This is a genomic window from Streptomyces sp. NPDC006384, assembly GCF_042870695.1.
In the GTDB taxonomy this organism is placed as follows: Bacteria; Actinomycetota; Actinomycetes; order Streptomycetales; family Streptomycetaceae; genus Streptomyces.
The window spans coordinates 1-26,229 of the sequence record NZ_JBIAHR010000030.1 but is presented as its reverse complement, the minus strand read 5'-3'; the positions used below and the strand labels follow the sequence as shown (position 1 = coordinate 26,229).

At 75.9% G+C, this 26,229-nt stretch carries 21 protein-coding genes; 9 read left to right on the top strand and 12 right to left on the bottom strand.

Annotation, left to right across the window (positions count from 1 at the left end; genetic code table 11):
* Positions 1-373 precede the first annotated feature (373 nt).
* Positions 374-4,090: a hypothetical protein gene (locus tag ACFYOJ_RS31215; protein ID WP_356558712.1), complete on the top strand. Its 3,717-nt coding sequence runs from the start codon at positions 374-376 to the stop codon at positions 4,088-4,090.
* A gap of 756 nt (positions 4,091-4,846) precedes the next feature.
* Positions 4,847-5,218 carry a hypothetical protein gene (locus ACFYOJ_RS31210; RefSeq protein WP_356558711.1) on the top strand — a complete coding sequence of 124 codons (372 nt, stop codon included), beginning with the start codon at positions 4,847-4,849 and terminating at the stop codon, positions 5,216-5,218.
* A gap of 208 nt (positions 5,219-5,426) precedes the next feature.
* On the opposite strand, the gene ACFYOJ_RS31205 is transcribed toward ACFYOJ_RS31210, so the two are convergent.
* Positions 5,427-5,639, bottom strand: a complete 213-nt coding sequence (locus ACFYOJ_RS31205) for a hypothetical protein (protein WP_356558710.1) — start codon at positions 5,637-5,639, stop codon at positions 5,427-5,429.
* A 1,685-nt stretch (positions 5,640-7,324) separates the two neighbouring features.
* Between ACFYOJ_RS31205 and ACFYOJ_RS31200 the strand changes: the two genes are divergently transcribed.
* On the top strand, positions 7,325-8,056 hold the full coding sequence (locus tag ACFYOJ_RS31200) for an aminoglycoside phosphotransferase family protein (RefSeq protein ID WP_356558709.1): 732 nt from the start codon (positions 7,325-7,327) through the stop codon (positions 8,054-8,056).
* Between the two features lie 1,463 nt (positions 8,057-9,519).
* The gene (locus tag ACFYOJ_RS31195; RefSeq protein ID WP_356558708.1) at positions 9,520-10,890 is read left to right on the top strand and encodes a hypothetical protein; all 1,371 of its coding nucleotides are present in this window, start codon (positions 9,520-9,522) and stop codon (positions 10,888-10,890) included.
* A gap of 793 nt (positions 10,891-11,683) precedes the next feature.
* On the opposite strand, the gene ACFYOJ_RS31190 is transcribed toward ACFYOJ_RS31195, so the two are convergent.
* Together ACFYOJ_RS31190 and ACFYOJ_RS31185 are read right to left on the bottom strand one after the other, a co-directional pair.
* Positions 11,684-12,388, bottom strand: a complete 705-nt coding sequence (locus ACFYOJ_RS31190) for a hypothetical protein (RefSeq protein ID WP_388598321.1) — start codon at positions 12,386-12,388, stop codon at positions 11,684-11,686.
* Positions 12,389-13,392: 1,004 nt separating this feature from the next.
* Positions 13,393-13,644: a hypothetical protein gene (locus ACFYOJ_RS31185; protein WP_356559119.1), complete on the bottom strand. Its 252-nt coding sequence runs from the start codon at positions 13,642-13,644 to the stop codon at positions 13,393-13,395.
* Between the two features lie 563 nt (positions 13,645-14,207).
* Here ACFYOJ_RS31185 and ACFYOJ_RS31180 point away from each other — a divergent pair.
* The 4 genes from ACFYOJ_RS31180 (at position 14,208) to ACFYOJ_RS31165 (ending at position 17,664) form a co-directional block, all read left to right on the top strand.
* Positions 14,208-14,639 (top strand): hypothetical protein, encoded by a 432-nt coding sequence (locus tag ACFYOJ_RS31180; RefSeq protein ID WP_356559121.1) that lies wholly within the window; start codon positions 14,208-14,210, stop codon positions 14,637-14,639.
* 318 nt (positions 14,640-14,957) lie between these two features.
* Positions 14,958-15,203 carry a hypothetical protein gene (locus ACFYOJ_RS31175; protein WP_356559123.1) on the top strand — a complete coding sequence of 82 codons (246 nt, stop codon included), beginning with the start codon at positions 14,958-14,960 and terminating at the stop codon, positions 15,201-15,203.
* 313 nt (positions 15,204-15,516) lie between these two features.
* The gene (locus ACFYOJ_RS31170; protein WP_356559125.1) at positions 15,517-16,140 is read left to right on the top strand and encodes an endonuclease domain-containing protein; all 624 of its coding nucleotides are present in this window, start codon (positions 15,517-15,519) and stop codon (positions 16,138-16,140) included.
* Between the two features lie 708 nt (positions 16,141-16,848).
* Positions 16,849-17,664, top strand: coding sequence for a hypothetical protein (locus ACFYOJ_RS31165; RefSeq protein ID WP_388598319.1), 816 nt, complete (start codon positions 16,849-16,851; stop codon positions 17,662-17,664).
* A 233-nt stretch (positions 17,665-17,897) separates the two neighbouring features.
* Here ACFYOJ_RS31165 and ACFYOJ_RS31160 read toward each other — a convergent pair whose 3' ends face one another.
* Entirely contained in the window at positions 17,898-18,482 is a 585-nt protein-coding gene (locus ACFYOJ_RS31160) for a hypothetical protein (RefSeq protein ID WP_356559129.1), read from the bottom strand.
* A 322-nt stretch (positions 18,483-18,804) separates the two neighbouring features.
* Here ACFYOJ_RS31160 and ACFYOJ_RS31155 point away from each other — a divergent pair, with 322 nt between their 5' ends.
* Positions 18,805-19,743 (top strand): transcriptional regulator, encoded by a 939-nt coding sequence (locus ACFYOJ_RS31155; RefSeq protein ID WP_356559131.1) that lies wholly within the window; start codon positions 18,805-18,807, stop codon positions 19,741-19,743.
* 156 nt (positions 19,744-19,899) lie between these two features.
* On the opposite strand, the gene ACFYOJ_RS31150 is transcribed toward ACFYOJ_RS31155, so the two are convergent.
* The 8 genes from ACFYOJ_RS31150 to ACFYOJ_RS31115 all read right to left on the bottom strand — a co-directional run bounded on the left by ACFYOJ_RS31150 (position 19,900) and on the right by ACFYOJ_RS31115 (position 25,091).
* Entirely contained in the window at positions 19,900-20,586 is a 687-nt protein-coding gene (locus ACFYOJ_RS31150; protein WP_388598316.1) for a hypothetical protein, read from the bottom strand.
* 232 nt (positions 20,587-20,818) lie between these two features.
* Positions 20,819-21,184 carry a hypothetical protein gene (locus ACFYOJ_RS31145; protein ID WP_388598315.1) on the bottom strand — a complete coding sequence of 122 codons (366 nt, stop codon included), beginning with the start codon at positions 21,182-21,184 and terminating at the stop codon, positions 20,819-20,821.
* Positions 21,185-21,235: 51 nt separating this feature from the next.
* Entirely contained in the window at positions 21,236-21,505 is a 270-nt protein-coding gene (locus ACFYOJ_RS31140; protein WP_356559420.1) for a hypothetical protein, read from the bottom strand.
* Between the two features lie 94 nt (positions 21,506-21,599).
* The gene (locus ACFYOJ_RS31135) at positions 21,600-21,800 is read right to left on the bottom strand and encodes a hypothetical protein (protein WP_356559418.1); all 201 of its coding nucleotides are present in this window, start codon (positions 21,798-21,800) and stop codon (positions 21,600-21,602) included.
* A gap of 100 nt (positions 21,801-21,900) precedes the next feature.
* The gene (locus ACFYOJ_RS31130; protein ID WP_356559416.1) at positions 21,901-22,140 is read right to left on the bottom strand and encodes a hypothetical protein; all 240 of its coding nucleotides are present in this window, start codon (positions 22,138-22,140) and stop codon (positions 21,901-21,903) included.
* Positions 22,141-23,528: 1,388 nt separating this feature from the next.
* A complete protein-coding gene (locus ACFYOJ_RS31125; RefSeq protein WP_356559414.1) occupies positions 23,529-23,939 on the bottom strand; it encodes a hypothetical protein in 411 nt (136 codons plus the stop codon).
* 481 nt (positions 23,940-24,420) lie between these two features.
* On the bottom strand, positions 24,421-24,810 hold the full coding sequence (locus ACFYOJ_RS31120; RefSeq protein ID WP_356559542.1) for a hypothetical protein: 390 nt from the start codon (positions 24,808-24,810) through the stop codon (positions 24,421-24,423).
* Between the two features lie 38 nt (positions 24,811-24,848).
* Positions 24,849-25,091 (bottom strand): hypothetical protein, encoded by a 243-nt coding sequence (locus tag ACFYOJ_RS31115; RefSeq protein WP_356559544.1) that lies wholly within the window; start codon positions 25,089-25,091, stop codon positions 24,849-24,851.
* Positions 25,092-26,229: the final 1,138 nt, after the last annotated feature.

Sequence of the window (26,229 nt, the reverse complement as noted above, 5' to 3'; positions counted from 1 at the left end):
GCCGCACCGCCCGCCTGCCCTGCCGCGGTGCCGGGCCGTGGCTGTTGTCCGCCGGATCGCTGCTGGTAGGGGAAGTTGTCCACCGCCGTCCAACTACCCGGTGAAACGCCGTGCTCCGCATGCCTCGCGGCTACCGACGGCGCCGGGCGGACTCCGGATCGCGTGGTTCCCGGGCCGGTGTTGCGGGGCTCGCAACATCCTGGGCCGCGCGTCGAGGTTGGCGGCTGTCTGCGGCCCGGAGCGGGTACCGCAGGTGGCGTTGCTTGTTGTCACGCTGCAGTGCGCAGGCCGTCACCGCTGCACCGGCTCGGCCCTGGCAGCGGGCTGTCCGGTTCCGGCCCGGGCGCGGGTCTGCGCGCTCTACGGTGCACCGGTGAGCGACGAGACGATGCGGCGGCCGGCCGGCGGGGACGAACTGCCCGATGTCGAGGAGGCCTTGGCTGCGGCGCTGACCGCGCAGGGCGAGCCGGGGGTGCGGGCGCTGGGCCTGCTGCGGGACGCGCGCCGGATTCTGATCGGCACCGGGCTGGAGCGGCCGCACGAGGTCGCGGAGTCGTGCCTGCGGGGCGCTGCGGACGCCCTGCTGAGCCTGCCGGGTGCCCCGGCCGCACCGGTGGGCGTGAAGTCCGCGGCCGCCGGCCTGCTCGACGCTGTGGACGCCGTACCCGCCCCTGGAGCTGCCGCCAGCGGTGCTCTGGCAAGCCGGGACGCCGCCGCGGTGGACGTGAGGACGCCGGCTGCCGCCGGTGCCGCACCGGCAGCCGCGCCCCGCGCACCGGCCGGCCCGCCGGCCCCCACGCCCGCCGGCGCCGCGGTCGAGGAGGCATGGGAGCGGGTGCGCGCGGCGGCCGCGGTGCTGCGCGGGCAGCTAGCCCGGCCGGGCGGCTACCACCGCGGTCGGGCCGCGGGGATCGCCGAGCACCTGATGGGCGTCAAGCTCGGCGCCGCCCAGGAAGAGGCGCTGGGCGTGTGGGGCGAGGTGTACAGCGCGACATCGGGCACCCTGCACGGCGCCGCGGCCGAAGCCGGCCGCGCGGCCCGCCTGTACGCCGAGGTCCTCACCGCGGCCCGGGAGTTGTTGGTGCCACTGCCCGGCCGCGCCGCACGGGTCCTCGAACTCACCGCCCTCACCCGGCCGGGCCCGGAACACGCACTGGAGCTGGCCCGGTGGGCTGACCCGCGCGCCACCGCCTTCTTCTTCCGCTCCCGGCCCGCCCCCGCCTGGCTTGCGCTTCTGCAGGACCACGCGCCGCGCCTGCTGCTGCCCGACGGCCCGGCCGGCGGCGTGTGGCCGGCCGCCGCGTTCCTCGAGCACCTCGCCGCAACCGACCCGCCCACAGCCGGCGCCTGGCTCGCCGAGCACGCCGAGGCGGTCGCGGCCGCGGGCCGGCCGGCGCTGGACGCAGTGCTGCGCCTGGCCGGCCGCGACCCGGGAATGGTCCCGCCGGCGCTGGTGCGCACGGTGCTCGCCGGGCAGGCCGCCGCCCGCCCGGCGGGGGAGCCGGTCGACCCGCAGCAGGGATGGACGCTGCGCCTGGCGGCCGAGTGGGCGGTGGCGGTACCCCGACCGGAAAGGGACCGCGACTGGATCCTCGCGGCCGAACTCCTGTTGAAAGCCACGCTCGACGCCGAGCACGCCGACGCCCGCTACCGCTCCGTCGCCCTGGCCGAGTACGCCGGCACCACAGTGGACCAGCTCGACACCACCGCGACGCCCCTACTGCGGGTCCTCCTCGACGACCCGGACAACTACGCGCAGGCAGAGCGCGCGGAAGCCGCTCGGATGCCGGAGCACCTGGTCGCACTCCTCCTTCGGGAGCTGGTGGCGACAGCCCATCCGGCCGGCCCCGGCGCCGGGGCGCATCCGCGGGTGCGCATGATCCGCGCGGTGACCGTGTCCCTGCTGGCCCGGGACGTGGAACTCACCGACCCGGCCGCCCGCCGCATCGTCTTCCGCGAGGACCTGGACCGCCTCCGCCTCACCGCCCCGGCCGCCTTCGGCGGGCCCCGCCTGGCGCGCGCCGTCCTCGACCTCGCCGCGGCCGACGCCGACGCCGGCGTCGCCCTGGCCGAGCGCACCGCGCAGTGGAAGAAGATCGCCACCGCCGACGGGTGGCTGCACCGCCGGGTCCTGGCCGCGCACCTCACCGCCCGCACCCCCGGCCTGCACGACGCCGCGCCGGAGGCGGGCCAGTGGCAGGCGCATGCGCACGCGCTCGTTCCGCTCCTGCTGGCCGGCCGCCCCGACCCGGAGACGGCCCGCCTTGTCGAGAAGGCGTGGCGCACCTGCCCGCGCGAAGCCGCCCCCGGCCTGGAGGCGGCGGCCCGGGCGGCGCTCGGCACGCCGCCCTCCCCCCGCGTCCTCGACGACGTCCTGCCCGAGGCGGCCCTGAGTGCGGACGGCCGCTTCGAGCCGCTCGCGTCCTGGCTGCGCGTGTGGGACTGGTCGCCCGTCCTGCCCGCGCGGCTGCTGGCCGGCTTCACCCCGCTGCTCGCCGCGCTGCGCCGCCTTGCCCCCGAAGGTCCGGCCGACCCCCGCACCGCCGTCGTGCTGCAGCCGGCCAAGAAACCCACGGACGTCGACGGCAAGGACCTGGCGGACCTCACGGCCGCGCAGGGCCCGCTGGCGGCGGCCCGCGCCCTGGCCGCCGCCGAAGACGCCGGCGCCGACGTCCACGCGGGCATCCTGAACCGCCTCGTCGCCACCGCCCCGGCCGCCTGGACCGCGGACGTGCCCGCGGTCCTTCAGGCCCTGGGCCTTCCGGTCCTGCGCGCCTTCTACCTCACCGCGGCCACGGCGGCCGCGCACCTGCCCGGCGCCCTGCCGGACGAGAGCCTGGCCCACGCCGTCGCCGACGCGCTCCGGCTGCACCACCCCGACGCCGAACCGCCCGCACCGGGGACGCCGGCCGGTGAACGGGCCGACACGGCGCGCAGCTTCGCCGGCCAGGCGCTGTTCGGGCTGCTCGCCGAAGCCTGGCGCCGGCCTGCCGGCGCGGCCGGGCTCGGCGAGGACCTGCTGCACGATGTCCAGGCTCATCTGCACACCCTGGCCGGCGTCCTCACCCGCCCCGCCGGCACCTGCGCCCACACGGCGGACGAGGAGACAGCCGGCGGGCCGCAGCGCACGGACCCTGCAGTGCGGGCCCTGGAGTGCCTGCTCGACTACGCCGCGGCCCGGACCCGCACCGGTGGCGCGATGCCCGCCGACGTCCTGGACCTCCTCGCCAAGGTCCTCACTGCCGGCCCGGCCCGGCCAGCCGTGTCCGCGGTCATCGGCCCCCGACTGCCGGCCCTGCACCATCACGTCCCCGGCTTCACCGCCGCCCACCGAGCCGCGCTCACAGCCCTGGACGGCAGCCCCACACCGGCCGCCGCCTGGTTGCACACCGGGCCCGTCGACCTGCCGCTGCTGGCCGCGCTGGATCGACCGGCCCTGCTCGCGGCGCCCCGCCACGCAGCCGGCGGCCCGGTCGAGCACCTGGCCCACGCCCTGACCGCCGACCCGCGCGCCCTCGGCGACCCGGCCGCAGTCCTGGGCCAGATCGCGGCCGGCCCCGGCGGCCCGGCCGCCGTCTCCTGGCTCTTGCAGATCATGGCCTGCCGCCTCCACCCGGAATGGGGCGCCATCGCGGCCGGCCGCCTCAACTTCACACGCACCGCCGCCCGGCCCGCGTCCGAACCGGAACTCGCCGCGGTGACCACCGTGTGGCGGGCCGCGCTCACCGCCGGCCTGCCGCTCGGCGCGCTTGCCGGCGCCGGCTGGTTCGCCCACCTCGACCTCGACGACGCCGTCTGGCTGCCCCTAGCCCGTGCCAGCGCAGAACACACCCCGCCCCACACGCCCGGCACCACCGCCGAACGCGCGGCCGCCCACCCCGACAGCCGGGACGCCCTCCTGCTGACCGCCCACCTTGTCGCCCGGCCCGCGGACGTCTGGGGACCGCCCGCCGTCCTGCCCCACGCCCGCGCCCTGCTCCAGACCGCGGCGGCCCTCACCGACCACTCCTGCCCGGCCGCCGTCGCACAGCTGCGCGAAGCGCTGATCAACGCCGGCGAGGTGGACGCCGCCCGGTCCCCGGCCGGCTGACCGCCGGCGACCCCTGCGTCCCGGCTGGACGGCATGGAAGGAGCGCCGGCACCGCGTCCCCGCCCCGGACGGAGTCCGATCGCGGCACCGCCCGGTCGGCAGTCGGCCGGGCGCTGGTGACACGCACCGCCGCTCGCACCTGCACCACGCCGCACCGGCGAACGCGCTGGTCAAGCAGCCCGATCGCGTTGCAACAGCACGCTCACGCGGCGCGCCTACTCAGCCAGCCACGCAGACACGCTGATGATCCGTGCTCACCGACCGGTCATCTTCGGACAGTTGGGTCGGCATCGTGGAAGCGCCGACCTGCGGCGCTCCGGGGCCGTAGGGTCCCCAGGCGTGACGGAGTCGAGGGACCGCGGCTGGTGCCGACGGGCTACTGCTTCTGCGGATGCGGCGGCGAGGCGGAGATCGGCCGCTGGTTCCTCCTGGGACACGACATCACCGCCGCCGCGGCCCTGCGCGCGGTCCAGGGCGAGACCCTGCCGCAACGGCTGGTGCGGGCCGGCTACGGACCGGACCGCTCGGTTGTCCAGGACGCCGTCGGACAGGCAGGCTGGGTGCGCTGCACCGGCTGCGCGCCGGCGGCTGCACCGGTTCCCCGCCCCACCCCCAGCCGGAGCAGGCCGGGCAGCCGCCGGACCACCAGGACGCGCCGCCGGCCGGGCCCCTGCCCGGTGAACACCGTCCGCGCCGGCCGGGCACGGCCGAGGGCACCGGGCCGGCACGAGCCGAGACCGGCCCGCCCAGGGGCTGTTGCTCCCGGGAACCGGCAACCCGATCTGGAAGCAGGTGCCGCTGCCGCTGCCGCTGCGCCACACCTTTGCCCAGGCCGCGCACCGGCTGGTGACGCCGGAGCAGCCGGTACTGCGCGAGAAGGGCAACCGCGGCGTGCGGTACGCGCTGCGGGCGGCCGGCAACAAGCGGATGACCGGCCGGCACTGGCGCGCCCTGCTGACCGCTCCGCGCGAGGCGTTCGGCAGCGCGCGCAGCGAACGCGCGGACCGGGCCTTCGAGGTCCTGCGGGGGGCGGCCGCCCAGCACATCGCGCCGGCCATCGCCCAGCGGCCCGCCGACGAGGCCGGCGACCAGGGGGCGGGCCCCGCGCCCGCACCACCGGCCGGGTGATCGGGCACCGGACCGGGTGTGCTGCCCGGCAGACCACGCGACCGGCCGGTCCCCGGCCCACCCGCCGGTGGTGTCCCCCCGGCCGGCCTGCGGGCTCGCGGGCACCGGCACCGCGTCGGCGCCCTGAGCGGCCTGCCCGTGGGGCGGCGGGCACCGGCACGGCGCACGATGCCGGTACGGCGCAGCGGTGAAGTCGTGGCACTGGTACTCACGCGACCACGCGCTCGCGGCGGCGCTGCTGTGCCGCCAGCGCGCGGAGCTGGAGCACAACCCGGACCCGCCCAGCGAGCAGGACCAGGTGAGCTGCTGCGCGATGGCCGCCGTGCTGACGGCGTTCGCCTTCCTTGAGGCCTCCGTCAACGAGCTGCTCGCCTCGGCGGCCGAAGACCAGCTCGAGATGGGCGGCGGCAGGAGGAGTCACCGGCGAGGAACGCTCCGCCCTGGTCGGCCTGCAGCAGGCGTGAGGCGACGGCGGCCCGTCGCTGCTGGACCGCGCGCAACTGGTCCTCCACCTGCTGCGCCGGCCCCTCTTCGTCAGGGGCCGAGCACCGTTCCAGACGGCCGACGTCCTCAGACGCCTGCGCAACGCCCTGGTCCACTACCGGCCCGAGTGGCGCCCGGCCGGAGCCGGAGAGACAGACGGCAGGATCGCCAGGGCCCTGGCCAACCTGCCGATCACGCCGCACCCGTTCGCGACCGGAGGCCACCCGTTCTTCCCGGACCGCTGCCTCGGCCACGGCCTGGCCTCCTGGGCGTGGAAGACGTCCCTCCGCCTTCACCGGCGACTTCCTCACCCGGGTCGGCGTCCAGCCGATCCGCCACGACCTGCGACCCCGGCTGACGACCGGATCGGCCGGCGGACCGCGGGTGCCGCTGCCCAGCTGCGCCGCGCGATTCCTGGAGCGTTCGCCGGACCCGGCGACGTCCGCCCGCGCATGCAGCCCATGGCCGGGCAGCACGACCCTGCCGCCCCCGTGCTGCAGCGAGCCCCGGCCCCCTCGCGGGCGGTGCCGCTGCTGCATGCTGCACGCGGGCCGCCGCTGCACAGCCCCCGGGCCCAGGCCGCTGCACGGAGCGGGCAGCACCCGGTGTGCTGCTGTACCCCGGCCGGTGACCGTCTTGCTGCACCCGCGGCTCGTCGTCCCCGCCCGCGGCACTTCTGGGCGGATGCGCCGAGCCGGGCCCGCGCCGGGCCATACCCGGGGCCCTTGCGGGGCCGGTTCGTCGTCTCCCGGCGCGGCCGCCGATCCGGGCCTGCCGCCAGACCAAGTGCCGCCGTCCGCCCGCGGCCCCGCCACCCGTGCCGGGCCCGGGCGGCTCCTGCCCGCCCGGGCCCACCTCATGTCACGGCCGGCGTCACGCCACCTGTCACGGCCGCCTGTCACACTCCCTGAAAACACGCTCTGACCAGCGCATATACCTGCACCACGGTGCTTCGCCGAGGAGAGCGTGACAGCGTGACAGCCAGGCCCGCCACATGCCCACGGCGCCGAGCTGAGCAGGCCCTGCTGACCGAGCGAGACCGCTGGCGGACCGCCGACGGCCGGTGCCACAGGTCCCGGCCTCCCACCGCCCGGCCGCGCAGACCTTCGCCGACGCCTGCCGGAAGCCGGCGAGACGGCCGCCCACCCAGTCCCGCCTGGCCCGGGCCGATCGCGCGGGCGTTGCCAGCCTCCGAGATACAGCGCCGGCGGCGCGCGGCACAGGGCAGGTGCAGCACGGGCGCGGCTGCATACCCGGCTGCACCCGCTCCGCTGCACACCGCTGCTGCACACCGGCAGGTGAAGCGCTGCTGCTTCCCCCGACGTGCAGCAGCAGCGCCGAGGCGTGCTGCACCGCCGACTCTGCTGCACCTGCTGCCCGAGCCACCGGCCCGTCGCTGCAAACCGTGCTGCCGACGCGCGGCCGCGCACCCCGGAGACCGGGACCCGCTCGCGCGCCGACGAAGAACGAGGCCGTCTTCCGGCACGCCGACGTCATGCTCCTGACCGTGGCAGTCCAACCGGCCGGCCGGACGCCCGTGCCCGGCGCCCGCGACGTGGACACGTCCGGACACCGGCCGTCCTCCTGCTGCACTCACGGGCGCTGCCCCGGCAGGATGCAGCTATGGAGAACGAAGTGCCGCTGCCCGGCGGACGCATCACCCCCGGCGTGGTCAGGATCGGCAGCACCGTCCGCCGGCCGACCACCGCAGCGTCACCGTTCGTCGCCCAGCTGCTCGGCGACCTTCAGCGGCATGGCTTCACCGGCGCTCCGCGCCACCTCGGCTTCGATACGGCCGGTCGCGAGATCCTCAGCTACCTCCCCGGCTGGGTACCCGCCCGCTTCCAGCGCTGGACAGACCCCCAGGTGGCCGCTGCCGGCTCCCTGCTCCGCTCCTTCCACGACGCCACCCGCGGCAGCCGCCTCACCGGCCGGCACCCTGTGGTCTGCCACCACGACCCGGGGCCGAACAACACCGTCTTCACGGATGACATCCCTGCCGCCTTCATCGACTTCGACACCGCCGCCCCCGGCGACCCCCTCGAAGACCTCGGCTACATGGCGTGGACCTGGTGCATTTCCTCCAAGCCCGACGCAGCGCCCGTCACCGTCCAGGCCGCGCAGGTACGCGTCCTCGCCGACGCGTACGGGCTCGACGCCGCCGCCCGCTCCCGTCTCGTCGAGGCCGTCCTCGACCGCCAGATCCGCAACGCCAGATGGTGGCACAGCCACCTCGCGCGTCCCTCCCCACGCGTCGCTGACGACCACGAGATCGCCGAACGTATCCGGTGGTCCGAGCAGGAACACGCCCACACTTTGACCAACCGCAAGACCTTCGACGCGGCCCTGGACTGACAAGACGGCACTCCGCCCGCCCTCCCACCTGCGCGATACGCATCCCGGGCCCGGCCTGAGCCCTCAAGAGCGTCACGCTCGGTGTCACGCTCCCCGAAAACAGGCTCTGACCTGTGGAAACATGCGCTTCTCGGCCTTCTGGGCGTTGGGCGTGACAGCGTGACACCCCGCACCCCGAGTGCTCGGTCCGGCGCCGGCGCCGGCGGTCCGTGTGAGCACTGGGTTCGTCCGCCACCCGCTCCCGGGCGCCCGTCGCCCTTCCGTGGGCCGGGCTGTCCGGTTCCGGCCCGTGCGCCGACCCGCCGGCGGTCGACGAGGCCCTGGCCGAGGTGCCGGACGACGAGTCCGCCTTCCCGAGCCACCCAGCGCCGGCGGGACGGACCAGGGGCGCTGGCCGTGTCCCGGCCGCCGGGCTCCCACAGTCCGACGCCATGCCGCGGCAGTCCGCCGGCCCGCCTGCGGACACCCCCGCCACCGGTGCCGAGGAACAACTCCGGCTGCGCCGGGCGGCCGACATCCTGCGCGCGGAACTGAACCGGCTGGGCGGCTACCACCGGGCCCGGGCCGCGGGGATCGCCGAGCACCTGATGGGTGTCCGGCTCGGCGCCGTCCCACCCTGCCCCGCTGCTCGCCGACTTCGACCCGCCGCTGACCGCGCTGCGCCGCCGGTAGCCGGCCAGGCCGCCCGACCCGCGCGCCGCCCGCCCGCGACCGCGCCATCACGTCGCCCGCGCGACGCAGGACCTGCTCAAGCTGACCGCCGCAGACAGCCCGCTCGCGGCCGCCGCCGCGCTCGCCCAGGCCCGGACGCGGGCGGCGACGGCTACGCCCGCGTGTTGCAGCGCCTCGTCGCCGCGGACCCGGCCGCCTGGACCGCCGGGTCCCCCGCGCCCTTGCCACCCTGGCCGCCCTCGACCTGCGCCGCACCCTGCCCGCGGCCGGCGGCCCGCCCTCCACCACGGTCGACTCCGCCGATCAGGCACTGTTCGGCCTGCTGAACATCGTGTGGCGCACCGGCCCCGACCTCGGCGCGGACCTGCCGCCCGTCCTGGCCCACCTGCACACCCTCGCCGAGCCCCTCACCTACCCGCCACACCCCCACTCGGCCCCGCCGGCGAGGAGCAGGGGCCGGCCGCAGGACTGCCGCAGACGCACCCGGCGGTCCGCGCGCTGGACTGCCTGCTCGAGTACGCCGCCCGCCGCGCCCCCTGCCACGGGCCGGCCGACGGGCGATGTTCCGGCCTGCGGCGCCTGCGTACCGGTCAGCCTGTTCCGGGGCCCGCACTGCCGCTCAGTTCGTGTCCACAGGGCAGCACATCCAGGATCGAGTGAACACGCTGTCCACCGCCGGTGAGGCCGCGGGGCATGGCAGCACAGCGTTTTGGAAAGGACTGCCCGGGCGCGTACGCCGAGCCCGGGTATCGGCGTACGCGCCGACTTGATGTTTCAGGAGGGGAATCTTCATGAGCCTGTTCAGCCGGCGCGCGCCGGAGAGGCCCGCCAGCAGCAGTGAGGGCGGAGTGTGGCTGGAGCGCTGGTCCGGCAGTCGGCGAGCCGAATTCGACGAGGTGGAGATCGTCGACGACTACGCCGTGCTGCGGTGGGAGACCGACCACGGCGGGTTCGGCCTCGCGCACGCGCTGCACGACGGCAACGGCCAGGTGCACGCGGCGATCCGCGCCCTACGCCGACGTCATCGGGAGCGCACCGAAGCCCGGTACGCATGCGTGGCGGTGGCGATGGCGGCCACCCAGGTCTCCGACCCGTACGTGCCCAAGCTCATCGCCTGCGACCTGGAGGAGGGAGCCGGCCAGTACGAGACGACATGGGCCCGCCTGGCCATGGTGCTCGGGCAGCGCGCGCCGTACTGGTTCGCCACCCTGCGCGACCGCGACGCCATCGCCGCCTGGCGGCCCGGCACCCCGCCGGCGGTAGTCCCGGCCTGCCACGTCACCAACCCCGTCGGCGCGCTGGCCGAGCTCGCCGCCGGTGAGCCGGACGGCTCCCCGGCCGCCGAACTCTGCCTGCACCTCGCCCGGGAGATCCGCGCCCGCGACCACGACGCGGTCACCCGCCACGTCGCCGAGCTGCTGGAGAACGCGGCCGGCGGCGGGGACGGCGCCCACCTCGCCCTGGGCGCTGTCCCGGCCGAGCTGCGCCACCCGGAACCGGCCACGCCCTCGGAGATGGTGCGCCGGGCCGGCTGGCTGTCCATCACCGAACGCCGGGACGTGCTGGCCCACCGCGTCGCCGCCCTCGCCCAGCGCTGGGACGGCGGACAGGACTGGCACACCGGCGGCGCCGTCGTCGTCGACCCGACGGCCTGCCCGGTCGCCCGGGAGTGGGAGCAGCGCCTGGTGCCGGCCGACCGTGGGCAGGCACCGACGGTGCTGGAGAAGCACCTCCTGGACAACGCCCACGACGAGTCGGACATCCTGCTGCTCGACCCGGTCACCGGCATCCCGGCACTGCGCCGAGCCCCCGGTACCGACCGCGAGGACCTCTTCACCCTGTGCCTGCAACGCCTGCCCACCAGTTCCCCGCTCGCCGCCTTGATCCTGAGCGGCGAGACGAGCTGGGTGCGCACCGAGGACGAGACGCTGTGGTTCGCCCCCGCCCGCGAGGGCTGGGGCGTGAGCTGGGGCTACTCCGGAACCGGCTGCCACACCCTCGCTCAGCTCGTGGGCGTCCTCTTGGATGACATCTCCGCCCCCGCGATGAAGGCAGGCGCTCAGGAGCCGGAGAGCGGCCTGTTCGAGCTACTGCGGACCACCCCCCAGTCCGGGGTGACGACATACACGCGAGTCCAGCTGGAGACGGCCCGCACCCACTGACCAGATGAGCCCGACCCGTCGCCCGGGCCGCCGGCGACCACGCATCTCCGGAGAGCCGGGCGGACGGCCGCTTGGCGGCGAGCGGGAGGCCTGCGGAAGACGCCCCTGCCGGCTGGCCACCAGCCGGCCGGTAGCCGTGCCGCCGACCGGGCGCGACGCCGGCGCTCGCGTGGTGTCCCCCCTGCCCCGGCAACCGCGGGTGTCACGCCCAGTGTCACGCTGCAGTGTCACGCTCCCCCCATACGTACTCTGAACTGCGCGAATGCCAGCCAGGCGGCCGTTGGGCGGCGGAGCGTGACAGCGTGACACCGGCGTTCTCGCAACGGAGCCGGCCGGCAGGCCGACTGTCCCGTCTCCGGCGATCTGCTCCCCGTCTCGGACGATCTGGTCCTGCCGAGCCATGCTGGTTGAGATGCCCTGGTCAGCGGCAGAGCGCACGCGGCGCATTCGCGGTTCCGGGACCAGATCCTCTGAGATTCACGGGCTGATTCCGTCTCAACTGAACTGGTCGTCGCAGGGCACGGCCGCGGCCACGGCGTGATCGTTTGAGACGGGACACCGACTGTCCTGTGACAGTGATCGTTGACCGATTGCCACCGAAGGCTGATGGATGGCCGTTTGTGTCATCGAAGGATGACTGCGCAGGTCAGCACGTCGAGGAACGCCTCGGCACCTGGGCAGCCCGTCAACGGCCCGCACCGGATCCAACGGCAGTCCGTCACTCCTCAGTGGCACGCGATCACCGTTCGTTGGCACGGGACACTCTGCTCCGCGCCGGCCGGGGCGTCGCGGACTACTCGTCCTGGGCAGTGGTGGGGGAGATGCCGAGCTCCTTCAGGACCTCGTCGACGAGGCCGGGGTCATAAGACGGTGTGGTGCCCTCGTCCGGCCAGGGCAGGTCGACGAGCACGGGGCGGAAGGCCGGCTCCGTCCAGCTGTCGAGGCTGCGGGGCGGGTCGGTGTCGATGAGAAGAGGGCGCCGCGCGCCGGCTTCGGCCAGGAGCCGGGCCATTGCGCGGGCGCCCGTACGGGTCTTGCCGTCGCCGCCGTGCTGGATGAGCTTCTCGTCGAGCACCTGCCGCGCCAGGCCCGCGGCCTCGTCAACGACGAGGATCTGGCTGGGGGCGAGGGCCCGGGCCTGTGCGGGGGTCATGCCGGTGGCCGCGACGAGGGCCCGCACCGCGTCGTCGGGCAGCGGGCCGCGGGTGAGTTCGGCCAGGCGCCGGGTGGCGGAGGAACCGGGTGCCAGGCCGAGGAGTTCCATGGCCCGGTGCCGGTGGACGCCGGCCGCGGCGGCGACCCGCTTCGTGTAGCCGTCCAGGCTCTCCCCGGGGCGGGGCAACGGTGCGCCGGGGATCCGGGCCGGCCGCCCGCTCGGCGGCCGGGCGGCGGCGCGGGCGGCGACGGCCTCGCGGGCTTCGGGCAGGGTGGTTCCGGGATGGGTGCGCTGGTACTCGCGCACGGCGCGGTCGAACTGGCGGGTGCGGCGGTTGGTCATGACGTCTCACGTCCCTTGCTCGGCCAGTGCCCCACACACGCCGGCCGTCCGGGAAGGGAGGGCATGACGAGGCTGCTCGCGCGAGTCTCAAGACGTCTGCGGTCCCCTCCGGCGGTGTGGGCGTCGGGGTCGTGGACCGGGCGCGGCGCGGTTGCCCATGGTGGTGCTCCCGACATCGTAGTGGCCGCCTCGGACATCTGTGGGCCCGCCCGGCGGCCGCAAGTCCTGGGGGCGCACGGTGTCGGCGTTGTGCGCCCTGCCCGTACGGCCCGGCGGCCCCGTTCCTCGATCACCTGGCCCACGCCGCTCCGGATGCCGCCCGCGCTGGACAGGCCGCCGCCGGAGGACCGGGCGCGCTGCTGCGCCGTGCCCTGGCCGGTGCCCTGACCCCGGCCGGTGTCCGCTCGCTGCTCCCGCACGTCACCGCGCCGGCCCCGCACCGGCGCCCGGCGTCGAGCACGCCGCGGCACTGGCCGATCTGGAGCTGGAGGAGACGATCGCCCGGCAGAGCGCCGACCGCCTGTCCGGCCACGACGTCGCGGGCCTGCTCGTGAGTTGACGGCGACCGTCCACGGCGCCGCGGCCGCCGGGGGTGGTCCGCTCCAGTGGGCCCGCGCCGTGCGCTGCGCTGCGACATCGAGGCGACCGCGCCCGCCGGGCGGCACCTGGTCTTCGACGTCGACCTCGACGAGGTCCGCCTCGGTGACCCCGCAGCGTTCACCGGCCCGGTGCTGGCCCGCACGGTCCTCGACCTCGCCGCGGCCGGCCTCCCGCTCTCCGAGCGGCTGCGGGCGTGGCCCCGGATCGGCGAGGTTGACGTGCACCTGCTCGCCGCGCACCCGCCCCACGCCGCGGGCCCAGGAGCCCCAGTCGACGCGGCGGGGAGTGGCGGGACCGTGCGGTCGAGGTCACGCAGCGCCTGCTGGCCGGCCACCCGACCCCGAGGGCGGCCGCCTGGTCGACATCGTGCTCACCAACTACCCGCCCGAGCGCGCCGAAGGCCTTCAGCAGCGGACCTGGGCGGCGCTCGGCCCCACGCCCGCGGCCGCCGGGGTGGACCGGGTTCTGCCCGCCGGCGCCGAGCGGGTCGACAGCACGGTGGAGCCGCTCGCGTCCTGGCTGCGGGTGCGGGACTGGTCCCCGATCCTGCCCGCGCCGCTGTTGGACGGGTTCGGCCCGCTGCTCGCCGCGGTGCGCCGCATGCGCCCTGCCGGGCCGCCCGCCCCGCGCGCCGCCGAGCACCTGGTGCCGCTCAAGCACACCGTCACCCTCATCGAGGAGGAGCTGCGGAAGCTGGCTGCCGCGGCCGGCCCGCTCGAAGCCGCCACGGCGCTGGCCGCCGCCGAGGTCGCCGGCGCCGACGGATACGCGATCGTGCTGCACCGCCCCGTCGAAGCCAGCCCGGCCGCCTGGACCGCCGACGTCCCCGCCATGCTCACCGCCCTCGCCCGGGCGGAGCTCGGCGCGCTCTACCTCGCCGCCGCCACGAGCGCCGCCCTGCCCGCCCACGCCCCCGGCCAACCGGTCCCCGCCGCCGTCCTGTTCGCCGACCAGGCGCTGTTCGACCTGCTGGCCGCCTTGGACCACCTCCACGTACTCCCCGAGCCGCTCACCCGCCCCGCTGCCCCGCCGTTCCCGTCTCCGTCCGGCACCACCGCGCCGGCACCAGCGACCGACGGCCCGGCCGATGCCGCGGCTGCCGGCACAGGGCACGGGCCGGCGCCGGACCTGCCGGGCACCGACCCGGCGGTGCGCGCGCTGCACTGCCTGCTGGGGTATGCCGCCGCCCTCGTCCGCGCGGGCGCCGCGGTCCCTGACGATGTCCTCGATCTGGTTGCCGGCCGCGCGTCGCGGCGACGAGGCGGTCGCCACCGCGATCGGCGTGCACCTGCCGCTCCTGCACCGACACGCCGGTCAGTTCACCACCGCCCCCCGAGCTGTACGCCCTCACCCCGGCACGGCGACGCCGGCCGCCCGCCGCATCCTGGCAGCGGCAGCACGGTGGTGGACCGCCGCCCTCGATGCCGGCCTGCCGCCCGGCGCGCTCGCCGGTGCCCGGCGGCTTCGCCGCGGCGCTGCCGGACGCGGTGTGGCTGCCCCGGCCCGGCGCAGCGCCGCCCACACCCCGGCCCAGACCTGCGCCGGCGACGTCGTCGAACGCGCCGCTGCCCACCCGCGCGAGAACGACGCCCTGCTCCTGGCCGCGAACCTGCTCACCCGCCCACCCTCTGCCCCCCCCGTACGACGTTGAGGTCCGCGCACACGCCCGGACGCTGCTCCTGCCCGCGCCCGACCGGCCTGCCGCCACGGAGCGGCTGCGCCGAGCACTGGTGGAAGCCGGCGAGGTGGACCTCGCCCGAACGACACCGACGGGCGGCTGACCGCCTCGCTCGCGTCCGCTTTGCCCCGTGTCGTCCGGGCGCCGACGCGCCTGGGCTCCGAGCCTCGACCAACGGCCTGTCCTTCCCGCCGGGTTCCTCGCCCGCGGCGCAGCCAAGGCCTGCGCTGGCGAGACCGCAGCCCGTCCGCCGGCCCCTGTCCACAGGCCATCGGCCCGAGGCTGCACCGCATGACGATCTCTTCGAATCCCGCCTCGCCCGTCACCGCCCCGGTAGTGCACCGCGCGGTCTTCTGCCCCGGCTGCTCCACCGATGTGCCCGAAGACCTCGTGCGCGTCGACTCGTGCGTGGGCCGGTGCACCCCTGTGCACGAGGACAGCGACGCCTGCCGCAACTGCCGGGAATGGCTGTGCGTCGGGTGCGGCAAGCATCCCGTCGACGGCGTCCCTGACCTGTGCCCGATGTGCTGCGACTGACCCGGTGAACAACCCGACGCGCCCGGCGGACGGGCTCCGGGCGCGCCTGGCCATGCTGTGGGGATGGACGCGAGGGGCGAGGCCGGCCTGCGGTGCCCGGGCAGCCGTGCCGGACGGGGAGACGACGCCCACCTCGACGCCCGGCCCCGCCCCCGCCGCTGCGCCTCCTGCCGGTGGCGGCGGGCATCGCGGCGCCGGCAGCCCAGGAGCGCCGCCGGCACCGGGATCACGCGGCGCCCGGGCCGTCCCGGTGCCGGTGGTGCCCCGAGCCCGGTGGAAAGCCCGCCGCACTCCGCCGCTCCTGTATGCGCGGATGTCCCACAGCGAGCGGGCCGCCTACCGAGACCGTCACCCGCAGTGCCAGCTGTGCCGGCGACGCCCGACGGCCGCCGTCGACCACGACGCGGTCACGGGGCAGGTGCGCGGCGCGGTGTGCCGCAGCTGCAACAGCTGGCTGGGGTCGATGGAGGCGGCGCTGCGCGTCCCTCGAGGCGTGATGCAGCAGCAGGCGGCCTACCTGCACTGGAGGTTCGAGGCCGGCGGCCCGGCCGCGCTGGCCCACTACGCGGGCGAGTTGTCGTACCTGGGGACGACCGTCAAGGAGTTCGCCGACGGGCTGCTCGTGGTGCGCCGGCTGCTGAGGGTGCCGTGCGTGTACTGGACCGATCAGGTCGCAGGGTCTGCCCGTGAGACCCGGTGGACGAAGACCGGGCCCCTGGCGGACGCCGAGGAGGCCGAGCGGCACCACCGCCGTCTGCGACACGCCTGTGGAGCCGCAGTTGTCGTCACCGCGTTCGAGCCGGACGACGGCGTGAACAGTCCGTCTCCCCGCGGCCTGGTCAAGCCCTTCACTGGCAGCGCCCAGCACTACTACGGCAGCCTGCGCGCTGACCTGAGCCGCGGCGACCTGCCCGCCGACGACCGGCTGGGAGAATGACCGGCGACTCCATCAACGAGCCCGTGCGCAGCGGCCCCGGCCTCCTGTCGCTCGGCCGCCGCTGCGCACACCGGTCCGTGCTCACCGCCGTCCCGCGCCATCTTCCCCACCGTCGCGCCGCGCGGGCGCCCCCTGCCGGAGTCCGGCACCGCCGCGTGTCCCGCCCGTGCCGCGGTCCCGGCACCGAACGCGGCTGCTCCGCCCAGCCGAAAGCCTCGGGTCCTCCACCGGCCTGGCCGTCGTGTCCCCCCGCTCCTGCGTGCCGCCGAACCCTGGGGCCCGGCGCCGAGGAACTGCTCCTCGCCGCCGGCCCGGTCCTCTACGAGCGCCGCTGCTGGCACCCGGCCGCGCCCGTTCCCGCCAACACCAAGACCGCCGGACGCGCGATGAGCCGGCGTGGGATGCCGGCGAGCTGCTCGAGCAGGCCAGGGAGCGAAACGGCTGGTCAAGCAGCCTAGGCGCGCTGGCACAGCGCGCTGTTCTAACGCGCTCATTCTGCGTGCCGGCCTGCCGAGCCCGTCCATCACACCAGCACCGCGCGCAGGGTCAGCATGCTGATGCTCCGAGCCTGTAGGACGCGCAAGGCGGTCATGCATGTAGTGCTTCCTGACCAAGCTCGATGGTTGTCTGGTCGCTTCCGGTCGATTCCGTTCCGGGGACGTGATGGTGCTGACCTCGGCTTTCCGGCGGCACTAGGGTCCTGGGACTGTGACAGAGACGAGGCGAAAGCGGCTGGTGCCGACAGGCGACTGCTTCTGCGGGTGCGGCGAGGAGGCGGGGATCGGCCGGTGGTTCGTGCAGGGGCACGACATCACGGCCGCCGGCGCGCTGCGCGCGGTCGAGGGCGGACTGAGCCTGCCGCAGCGGCTGGTCGAGGCGGGGTTCGGGCCGGAGCGCTCGGTGGTCCAGGAGGCGGTCGACCAGGCCGGCTGGGTGCGCTGCGGGAGGTGCTCGTACGCCGGGACGCCGGCGGGACTGGCCACCCACACCCGTACCGGCTCCTGCGCCTTGCCCGAGGACAGGGGCGGGAAGGACGAGGGAGACGGCGCCGTGACGCCGCAGCCCGCGGCGGAGGGCGCGTCGCCCGCGGCCGGGCAGGGGACGCCCCGGGAAGCGGAGCCGTCCGAGCCCGGGTCCGCGCCGCCGGTGAGGGCGGAGACGGGGGCCGCCCGGGGGCGGCTGCTGCCCGGGGAAGACGACCCGTCGTGGGGCGAGGTCCCGCTCCACCTGCGCCAGGCGCTGCGGATCCCCGCGCACCAGCTGGTGACGCCGGTGCGGGGGCCGTTGAAGGCGAAGGAACAGCGCCGTGTGCTGTCCGCGGTACGGGCCGCCCAACGGATGCGGATGACCGGCGCACACTGGCTGACGCTGCTGACCACCGAGCGGGATGCCTTCGGGAGCCCGAGCAGCGCCCGGGCCGGCGCGTTCTACGAGGCGCTCGAGCAGATCCTCGCCGAGCACCTGCCACCGACTCAGGACCAGCAGGACGAGCCTGCAGTGCCCGAGGAGGCCGACGCCGGCTGAACCATCAGGAGCCACCGCCCGTCGTGCCCGGCCCGGCCGCGCCGGCTGCCGCGGTGAGCAGGGCCGGCCTCGCAAGGCGGGGGAGGGAAACGGTGAGCGCGCTGAGCAGCGAGCACGGCGCCGTCGGATGCCGGCACCGGCCGCCGGGGCGTGCTCGGCCCGTGCCTGACCGGCTGGGCACGCCGGCGCCGCTCCCCGGAGGGCGAGGAACCGGGCCGCGGCGCCCCGGGGGGCTACGGCGCGGCCGCGTCCCGCTGCGCCCGCTTGTCCCGGAGCCACTTGCGCGGGTTGACGCCCGCCGGGCGCTCGCTCTCCCACCGGACCTCGTCCGCGGCCTGCTCCGCCTGGATGACCGCGCGCTCGGTGGCCAGCCTGGCGTAGGCGAGGGCCTTGGCCACGGTCGACAGGACGGCCGCGGCGAACCGCGGGTCGGCCTGGTCCGCGACCGCCACGGCGAGCGCGGCGGGGAACGCCATCTCCGACCGGGGGTTGATCACCTCCCACTCGACATGCCCGATGCCGTCCACGTCGACGGTCTGGGAGACGAGGAAGGTGGCGTGGGCGCGGATCTCCCGGTACAGGGCGGTGCTGTCGGGGTTGTCGCGGTCGAGGTGGTCCTCGTGGCCGACGATCACGTGCACCTCGTAGCCGGCCCACGAGAAGCGGGCGGTGCGCTGCGGGGTGAGCCGCACCTCGGCGAGGGGCGCGCCCCACTTCGACGGTTCGATCTGCCGCAGGCCGGGATATGCCGCGGCGAGCACGGCCAGGGTCTGGTCGAGGGGACCGGGCGGAACGGGCAGAGCAGTGTCTTCGGGCACGGTGGGGCCTTCCTGCTGCAAGACGACGAGGAATGTGTCCAGGCCCGCAACGGTGACCCGGTGCGGTTCGCCTGGTGACGCAGTCCCGCGCACGCGGGCAAGAAGGGCCGGGGCTGCCCGGCTGCCACCAGGATGCCAGGCGGCCGCCGCTCGTGAGGGCCCTTCTCCACACGCAGTTGCCGGTGCCCCCCGCCCCGACCCGGCGCCCCGGGCCGACAGTAGGGGCGCGCACAGCCCGACTCGCGCGCCCTGTCCGGCCGGTCCGCCCGGCCGTAGCGTCGTGACGAGCCCGTGGACGGGCCCATGAGGAAGAGGAGCGGGTGTGAAGCGACGGAGCATGCTGGTGGCGGGAGTTGCCCTCGGAGGCGGCGCCGTGCCGGTGCCGGCGTGGGCGGCCGGGGACCGGGGGCTGTCCGTCGGCGACGTCGCCGCGGCCCGCCGGCTGTTCGCCGCCGGCGCCTACGCGCGGCTCGGCCAGGTGCTGCCGCTGCTCCTGACAGCCGCCGCGCGCAGCGCCGAGCAGGGCCCGGCGGGCGCCACCCGCGCGGCCGGCGTGTGGGTGCTCGCCTCCCAGCTCGCCGTCAAGCAGGGCCGCACCGACCCCGCCGGCGCCTACGCGGAGCGGGCCGGCACTGCCGCCCGCCGCTCCGGGGACCCGGTGGTGCTCGCCGCCGCAGCCCGCGCGGCCGCGACCCCGCTGCGCCGCACCGGCCGCACCGACGAGGCCCTGCTCCTGCTCGCCGAGGCGCGCGCCCACCTGCTGGCCGGCGCCCGGCCCACGGCCGCCGAGCTGGAGGCGGCTGGCCTGGTGGCGCTCACCGCCGCCCAGGCGCACCGGTCCGCCCTCGCCCGCGACTTGGCCGCCCAGGCCGAGGAGAACACCCTCCGCCTCGCCCGCCACCCGCACCTGCCCGGCCGCCCCCGGGAGCTGACTGCCGGCCAGTGCGCCCTGTACGGGATCGGGATCCACCGCCACCTCGGCGACGTCGACACCGCCCTCGCCCACGCCCGCCGGCTGCGCCCCGACCGTCTGCCCTCCGCCGAGCGCCGCGCCCGTGCCGCCACCGACACCGCCCGTGCCCTGCTCGACGTCGGCGACGCGGCCGGCGCCTTCGCCCAGCTGCGCCTGGTCGAGGCGACCGCCCCGCTGGAGGCCCGCCGGCCCGTGGTCCGCGCGCTGACCACGCACGTCGCCGGGCTGCGCCCCGGACTGCCGGGCCTGGGCGGCTTCGTGGCCCGCACTGTGGTGTCCCCTGTGTGACCTGCAGAGGGAGCCGTCGATCACCGCCTGTTGCGGGTGTTGGCCGTTCCCGGCACGAGCGCCGGGGTCCGTCGGCGGTGATACTGCGGGTCGGACGCGACCGGGCGGGGCGCGTTCCGCTGCACGCCGCCCCTGCTGGCGGCGCCGCGCGGGCCGCTACTTGTCCTGCGGCGCACCCGGGCCGGTGTCCTGTCCGATGCCGAGGGCCGTCGCGACCTCGTCGAAGACCTCGGGGTCGACGGGCCTGGGAGCGTCGAAGGGCCAGTCCAGATCGACGATGGCCGGGCGGTAGGGGGCCGCGAGGAGTTCGTGCACGGGCAGGTCGACGGGAAGGACCCGCGGCCCGTACGTCTGGGCGAGGAGCCGGGCGAGGCCGGACGCGTCCGTACGGGTCTTGCCCTTGCCGCCGGGCTGGATGAGTTTCTCGTCGAGCACCTGCCGCGCCAGGCGCTCCAGGCCCCCGGCCGCGTCGGCGGGGGCGAGGGCCCGGGCCTGTGCGGGGGTCATGCCGGTGGCCGCGACGAGGGCCCGGATGGTCTGGTCGTCCAGGCCGGCGGCGAGGTCGTCCAGGCGGGCGCTGGCCGAGGTGCCGGGCTCAAGGCCCAGAAGCTCCATCGCGCGGTGCCGCTGCACGCCGGCGGCTGCGGCGACGCGCTGCACGTAGGCGTCGAGCCGCTCGGCGGGCCGGGGCAGGGGAGCGGCGGGGATCCGGGCCGGAAGTCCCCGCTGCTGCTCGGCGCGTGCGGCGACGGCGCGCCGGGCCTGTTCCAGGGTGATGCCGGGGTGGGCCCGCTTGTACGCGCGTACGGCGCGGTCCTGCTCGCGGCGGTTGCGGTGGGTCATGGCGTCTCGCATCCTTCGTCGGCCGGCCGCCCCACACGCGTCGGCCGTCCGGGAGGGAGGGCATGACGGAGTTGCTCGCGCGAGTCTCAGACGTCTTGGTCCCCTGGCGACGGTGTGGGCGTCGAGGTGGTGGTGGACCGGGCGCGGCGCGGTTGCCCTGTGGTGCACTGCCATCGTAGCGACCGACCCGGACGGGGCGGCGCGCCCGGGCCGGGCCGGTGCGATGGGCCGCTCACGTCTCGTCCCAGTCCTCCCAGCGGGGGCGGCTGAGGATGATGCTGAAGGTGTACGTGGCGTCGCCGGCGCGCACGAGGCGGACGTTGCCCGCGTACTGGTGGGTGGCGAGGAACTCGCAGACGGTCAGGCCGGCGTGCGTGCTGTCATCGGCGGTGCTGTCGAGGGGCCGGAGCGGTTCGCCGGGGCAGGGCGGCCACTGGTAGGCGCCGAGCACCTCGGCCTGCGTCCACGCCCAGTTGGTGGCGGCGGTCGGGGTGGCGGCGCGCACGCGGATCACATCGGCGTCGTCGGGGACGAGGGCACGCAGGGTGTCGACGGCAGGGGTGCGGCGGGGCTGAGCAGGGCTGGCGTACGGGCCCATGGGAGGGCGGGTCCTGGAGGCGCTGGCGGGATCGGGAACGCGGGGCGGGGGTCAGCGGCGCTTGCGGCGGCGGGGCCTGGAGTGCTCCCCGGCGAGGGTGCGCTCGCGCGTCGTGACCGTGTACGCGCGCTCGCGCAGGTCGAAGACCACCCACGGGCTGTCGCCGTGGCTGCTGGAGGCGTACGGCTGGTGCTGCCAGTTGTTGGCGGTGCCGTAGCGGTCGTGGAAGTCGGGGTGGAGGCCGGCGGTGGCGAGGGCGTTCAGGGCGTCGGCGAGGTTCTGCCAGAGGGCGGCGGTGTCGGGCTTCGTGGTGGCGTCCATCGGATGGTGCTCCGGTTCTGTGCGGGGTGGTGCCTGGCGGCCCGTCGTGGCCGGCCGAGTGGCCGGTGTGCGGCGGGCGCCGTGCTGGGGCGGCTCAGGAGGTGAGGGCCGTTGCGCGGCGCCAGAGGCGCTCCTCGCGGCGGCGGATCTGGCGGCGGTGCTTGGGGCCCTTCTCGCCCTCGTCGCCGTACCGGTGGGGGAGCACCTTGCTGCCCACGGTCCCGGTCCGGGCGTTGTGGTACTTGCGCCACTTGAAGTGCTTGCGGCCGGTGTGCGGTACGGGTGCGGACCTCATGCTGTGCCCCCTTGTCGGGTGGGGTGACGGGAAGCCACCGGCGGGATGGTGTGCGAGTCGCCGGCGCCGGGCGGCCCGGCGCCGCCGCGCGCGGTGGGTATCAGGGAGCGGTGAGCTTGGCGAAGGGCGTGAAGTCCACGACGACGACGTGCTCGCCGGGCTCGACAGGGATCTCGGTGCGCTCGCGCGTGGCGAAGTCGCAGTTGCCGACCTTGAAGCCGTCGATCACCTGGCGCAGGCGGCTGCACTGGAACCGCGCCGTGCCGGAGGCGAGGACGATCGTGCCCTTCTGGCACTCGGGGCAGGTGATCCGGCGGAAGTTCGGGCCGGGGTTCAGCATGGGGGCTCCTGGCGGCTCAGGTGCGAACTGTATTCACTAGTGTACTCGAAATGGGGGTGTAGATCAATGTAGTAATCCGTGGGCCTGGTGGGGGCCGAGCCCCCGGGCGACACCGCCGCGGCCCGCCGGCGCCCGCCTCCGGCTCGACGAGGCGCTACCTCCTGGCCGCTGCCGCCGCGCACAGCGCCGAACAGGGCCCGCGCGGCCGCCGTGCGAGTGCTCTCCGCGCGGCTGCGACGCCGCTGCGCCGTACCGGCCGTACGGACGAGGCCCTGTTCCTGTTCTGCACGAGGCGCGCGCCCACCGAGCTGGAGGCGGCGGGCCTGGTGGCGCTCACCGCCGCCTACACCGCCACTCAGGCCGAGGAGAACCTGCGTCTCGCCTGTTACCCGCGCCCCGCCGGCCGCTCCCAGGAGCTGACTGCCGCCCAGCGTCCTCTACCGGATCGGGATTCACCGCCAGCTCGGCGACGTCGACACCGTCCTCGTCCATGTCCGCCCGCTGCGCCCCGCCCACCTGCCACCGTCGAGCGCCGCGCCCGCGCGTCACCGAAACCGCCCGCGCCCTGTTCGACGCCGGCGACACGGCCACGCCTTCGCCCAGATGGGCCTCGTCGAGCTCGCCGCCCCTCGGTGCGCGCGCTGACCATACGGGTCGCCGAACTGCACCCCGATCTGCCGGGCCTGGGCGACTACGCACCGCACCGTGGCGTCCCCCCTCTGACCTGCGTAAATCCCGGCGCGCCGAAGGCCCGCCTGGCGCCTGGGCGCGTCCGCTCACCGGGCCGCTCCGCCACCTCTCGACCGTCGTTCCTGGCCAGCCTGCGGGCGAGGTCGTCTCGGGGCCCCTGCGCCGACCCGTGGTGCCGAAGAAGCAGGCGTCGCAGGGGCGGGCAGGGGGGCCGGCCGCCTCGTCCTCGTCCCCGACGTCCAACCTCGTCGGGCTCATCGGGCTCGGCGGTGCGGGTGGAGACGGGTGCGGGCCGGGGCAGGCTGCTGGTGAGGGAGGAGGATCCGGCGTGGGGTGGGGTGCCGCTGTATCGGGGTGCTGCGCATCAGCTGGTGACGCCGGTACGGGCTCCGTTGAACGAGCCGGCGCAGCGCCGTGTGCTGTCCGCGGTGCGGACGGCCGAGCGGACGCGGATGTCGGGGCGCACTGGGTGCTGCTGATGAGTACGGGCCGGGAGCCTTCGGGAGCGCGGCCGGCGTGCGAGCGGAACGGCTCTACGGGGTGCTCGAGCAGGTCCTGGCCGAGCACCCGCCGCTCACCCGGGTCCAGGACGACCCTGCCGCGCCCGAGGAGGCGGGGGCCGTGGGGGCTGACCCGCCGGGCCGCCGCTTGGCCGCAGATGTCCCGCCCGCCGGCCCCCGGGAGCCCCGCCGCGCTGCTCAGCAGGGAGACGGTTGCACGATGCCGCGGTCCTCCTGGCCGTGGATGATGCCGGGGTAGACCCGGATCTGGGTGTGGGGGCCGTGGGGGCCGTCGACAGTTTCCTTCACGCCCCAGGGGGCGTTGGGCAGGGAGACCGGGGCGGTGTACTCGACGCAGCCGAGGCTGCAGCGGAAGGTGTCCTGCCACTCGGTCACGTTCTCGCCGTCCCCGATCCGCATGGTGTGCACGAGGACCGCGCCCTCCTCGCAGTCGCACTCCTCGCCGTGGAGGCCGTCGGACTCGCCGCAGGGGCAGGGCTTTCCGGGCTCTTGCCGCGCGTCGTGGAACAGCTGGGTCTTCAGGGCGCGCTGGGTGGCTTCTGCCTCGTCGGCGCCGCCGGCCGCTGTGGCCTTTTCGTGAGTTGTCATGCCTTCGACGCTAACGGCACGCGCCGACACCGCCGGACGACTTCGAGGACCGCCTCGCCCGCTCGCCGGTCCCGCCGCACCGGCGCCCGCGGCCGGCCGTTGTCGCCTGTCCGGTTCCCTTGAGGCCCGCGGGGCTGCGAGGTGCACACCGGCTGTTGTCCGGCGCCCTGTCGCGCATCGCTGCTGGCAGTGGAGTTGCCCGCGGTTGTCCGGGAGTTGTCCGGGCGTCAGTGCAACCGGATCCATGGGACCGCGAGGGACTGTTGCGGGCCCGGCAACACCTCGCGCGCTGCGGGCCGCCCGGGGAGCTGACCGGCCGGGGAGCCTGGGCCCGCTCGCCGCGCCCCTGGAGGCCTGCGGGCCGCTGCGCGCACCGCCGGGGACGCCGGGCTGCGCCCCGGCCTGCCGCCTACCGGCCGGAGCCGGGGCGGGCTGACCCGCCGCGCCGGGCGCGTGCCCGGCGCGGGGCGGTGTGTGGGGGTCAGCGCTTGGCGGAGGGGAGGGTGGGGCCGCTGTCGACGCGGTCGAGGGGGGCGAGGGCGCGCAGGACGGAGGAGATGCCCCGGCCGTCGCGCCAGCGGAAGCGGATGCCGTGGGGCATGTCGACTCCGGTGACCGGGTCGGTGCGTACGTCGCGCGGGTCCTCGACGCGGGTTCCGGGGACGACGTAGTGGCGGTAGACCGCGGCCCACTGCTCGTGCGGCTGGTGCCCGACGACGACGTAGTAGTCGTTGGGCAGGCGCAGGAGAGCCACCGTCCACCCGTCGGGGGCGTTGGTGGGGTACGTCGCCCGGATCCGGAGGTCGCTGACGCCGTGAAGTGCGGGGAGCGGGGAGCGCAGCTCCAGCGTGCCGGTCGTGCGTCGAGCCATCGTCAAAACTCCTTCGGGAAGAGGGCGGAGGGGTGTCGTCAGGCCCGGTGGGCGGCGCGGCGGGTGAGGTCGATGAAGTGGGTGATGTGGCCCGCGACGCTCTGGCGCAGGCGCTCGTCGTCCGGGTCGGCGGCGAATTCGAGCAGCTCCGCGTGCATCAGCTTCAGGTAGTCGACCGCCTTCCGGGCGTCGGGGAGGCTGCTGTCGTTCTCGAACGTGGTGATGAGGGCGGTGACTTCACCGGCGAAGGCGCGGGCCTGGTCTGCCTCGGACTGGTTCATGGGGACCTCGTTCCTGAAGGGAGAGGAGGGCGGTGCGCCCTGTATTCTCTAATGTACCTCACAAGGGGGAGTTAATCAAATTAACGGGGTGGTGGGTGGCCGGTTGCCAGGCTGCGGCCCGGCCTGACGGCAGGGCGAGAGTGGGAGGGGCAGCCGGGGCGAGCCGGCTGGCGCTCCTGCCGGCCACGGCGCGCGGCGGCAACACCGCGGCGCGCCTGGCCCACCCTCTGCCGGCGCACTGCGGGCCCCATCGGGATCCTCTGCGAGCTCAGCGACGCCGACCGGGCCCTGGAGTACGCCGCGGTGGCACGCCCGAGCGCCTGGCCCGCGCGGCCCCGACGCCGCCCGCGCTCTTGGCCGCCCACGACGTCCCCGCCGCAGGAGGCCCGTCGGCCCTCCGTCCGGGCCCTGACCGCCGAAGCCGCTGCCAGCCGTCCTGGCCGCCGGCCGCATCGCCTGAACAACCCGTCACCCGACGAGAAGCCGCCCCACGCCGTCCGAAAACGTCCAGAACCGTCCAACTGCGACGAGGACGCCCTGTCCCCGCTGCGCCCGGCCGCACCCCTCGCCGGCTCACGAGCAGCGGGAGCCAGAAGAGCCGGACTTTGTACTTTGCAAAGTAGCCCCCGAACCCTCGCCGGCCTCCTCCTGGCCGAAGAGGAGAAGAGCGCGCGGGCCCCCTCCAAGATCAACCAGTACACCAATACTCGTCACCTTCAGTAGTCAGATACCGAGACCCCGCACGCCACTCGCCAGCAATCCCGACAGCAAACATCAACCAGACAGCCGCCCCAACTTCGGAGCGCAGCGGAGGAGTTGACCACCCACCAACTCCGGGGCGCGGAGCGCCCCGACACCCCTTCCCCCGGGGGCGACAGCCCCCGGCACACCCTCCGACACCCCAACTCCGCAGCGCAGCGGAGGAGTTGCCCCACCCATGACCCAGGGCGCGGAGCGCCCCCCCCCCCCCCCCCCCCGGGCCCCCCCCCCGGGCCCCCCCCCCCCCCCCCCCCCCCCGGCGGGGCCGGAGGCCCCGCAACTCCCGTGCGAAGCACGGGAGTTTGCCGTAGGCACCCGCGAAGGGCCGAAGGCCCGAGCAACCCCGGCCGAAGGCCGGGGGTTACCCAGCGTAGCTGGG

Coding starts and splice junctions, on each gene's coding strand:
- ACFYOJ_RS31140 (WP_356559420.1), bottom strand. CDS start 21,505: ATGGACGCCACCACGAAGCCCGACACCGCCGCCCTCTGGCAGAACCTC.
- ACFYOJ_RS31130 (WP_356559416.1), bottom strand. CDS start 22,140: ATGCTGAACCCCGGCCCGAACTTCCGCCGGATCACCTGCCCCGAGTGC.
- ACFYOJ_RS31190 (WP_388598321.1), bottom strand. CDS start 12,388: ATGACCAACCGCCGCACCCGCCAGTTCGACCGCGCCGTGCGCGAGTAC.
- ACFYOJ_RS31135 (WP_356559418.1), bottom strand. CDS start 21,800: ATGAGGTCCGCACCCGTACCGCACACCGGCCGCAAGCACTTCAAGTGG.
- ACFYOJ_RS31175 (WP_356559123.1), top strand. CDS start 14,958: ATGACGATCTCTTCGAATCCCGCCTCGCCCGTCACCGCCCCGGTAGTG.
- ACFYOJ_RS31200 (WP_356558709.1), top strand. CDS start 7,325: ATGGAGAACGAAGTGCCGCTGCCCGGCGGACGCATCACCCCCGGCGTG.
- ACFYOJ_RS31125 (WP_356559414.1), bottom strand. CDS start 23,939: ATGACAACTCACGAAAAGGCCACAGCGGCCGGCGGCGCCGACGAGGCA.
- ACFYOJ_RS31170 (WP_356559125.1), top strand. CDS start 15,517: ATGTCCCACAGCGAGCGGGCCGCCTACCGAGACCGTCACCCGCAGTGC.
- ACFYOJ_RS31195 (WP_356558708.1), top strand. CDS start 9,520: ATGAGCCTGTTCAGCCGGCGCGCGCCGGAGAGGCCCGCCAGCAGCAGT.
- ACFYOJ_RS31150 (WP_388598316.1), bottom strand. CDS start 20,586: ATGACCCACCGCAACCGCCGCGAGCAGGACCGCGCCGTACGCGCGTAC.
- ACFYOJ_RS31180 (WP_356559121.1), top strand. CDS start 14,208: ATGTCCTCGATCTGGTTGCCGGCCGCGCGTCGCGGCGACGAGGCGGTC.
- ACFYOJ_RS31145 (WP_388598315.1), bottom strand. CDS start 21,184: ATGGGCCCGTACGCCAGCCCTGCTCAGCCCCGCCGCACCCCTGCCGTC.
- ACFYOJ_RS31115 (WP_356559544.1), bottom strand. CDS start 25,091: ATGAACCAGTCCGAGGCAGACCAGGCCCGCGCCTTCGCCGGTGAAGTC.
- ACFYOJ_RS31120 (WP_356559542.1), bottom strand. CDS start 24,810: ATGGCTCGACGCACGACCGGCACGCTGGAGCTGCGCTCCCCGCTCCCC.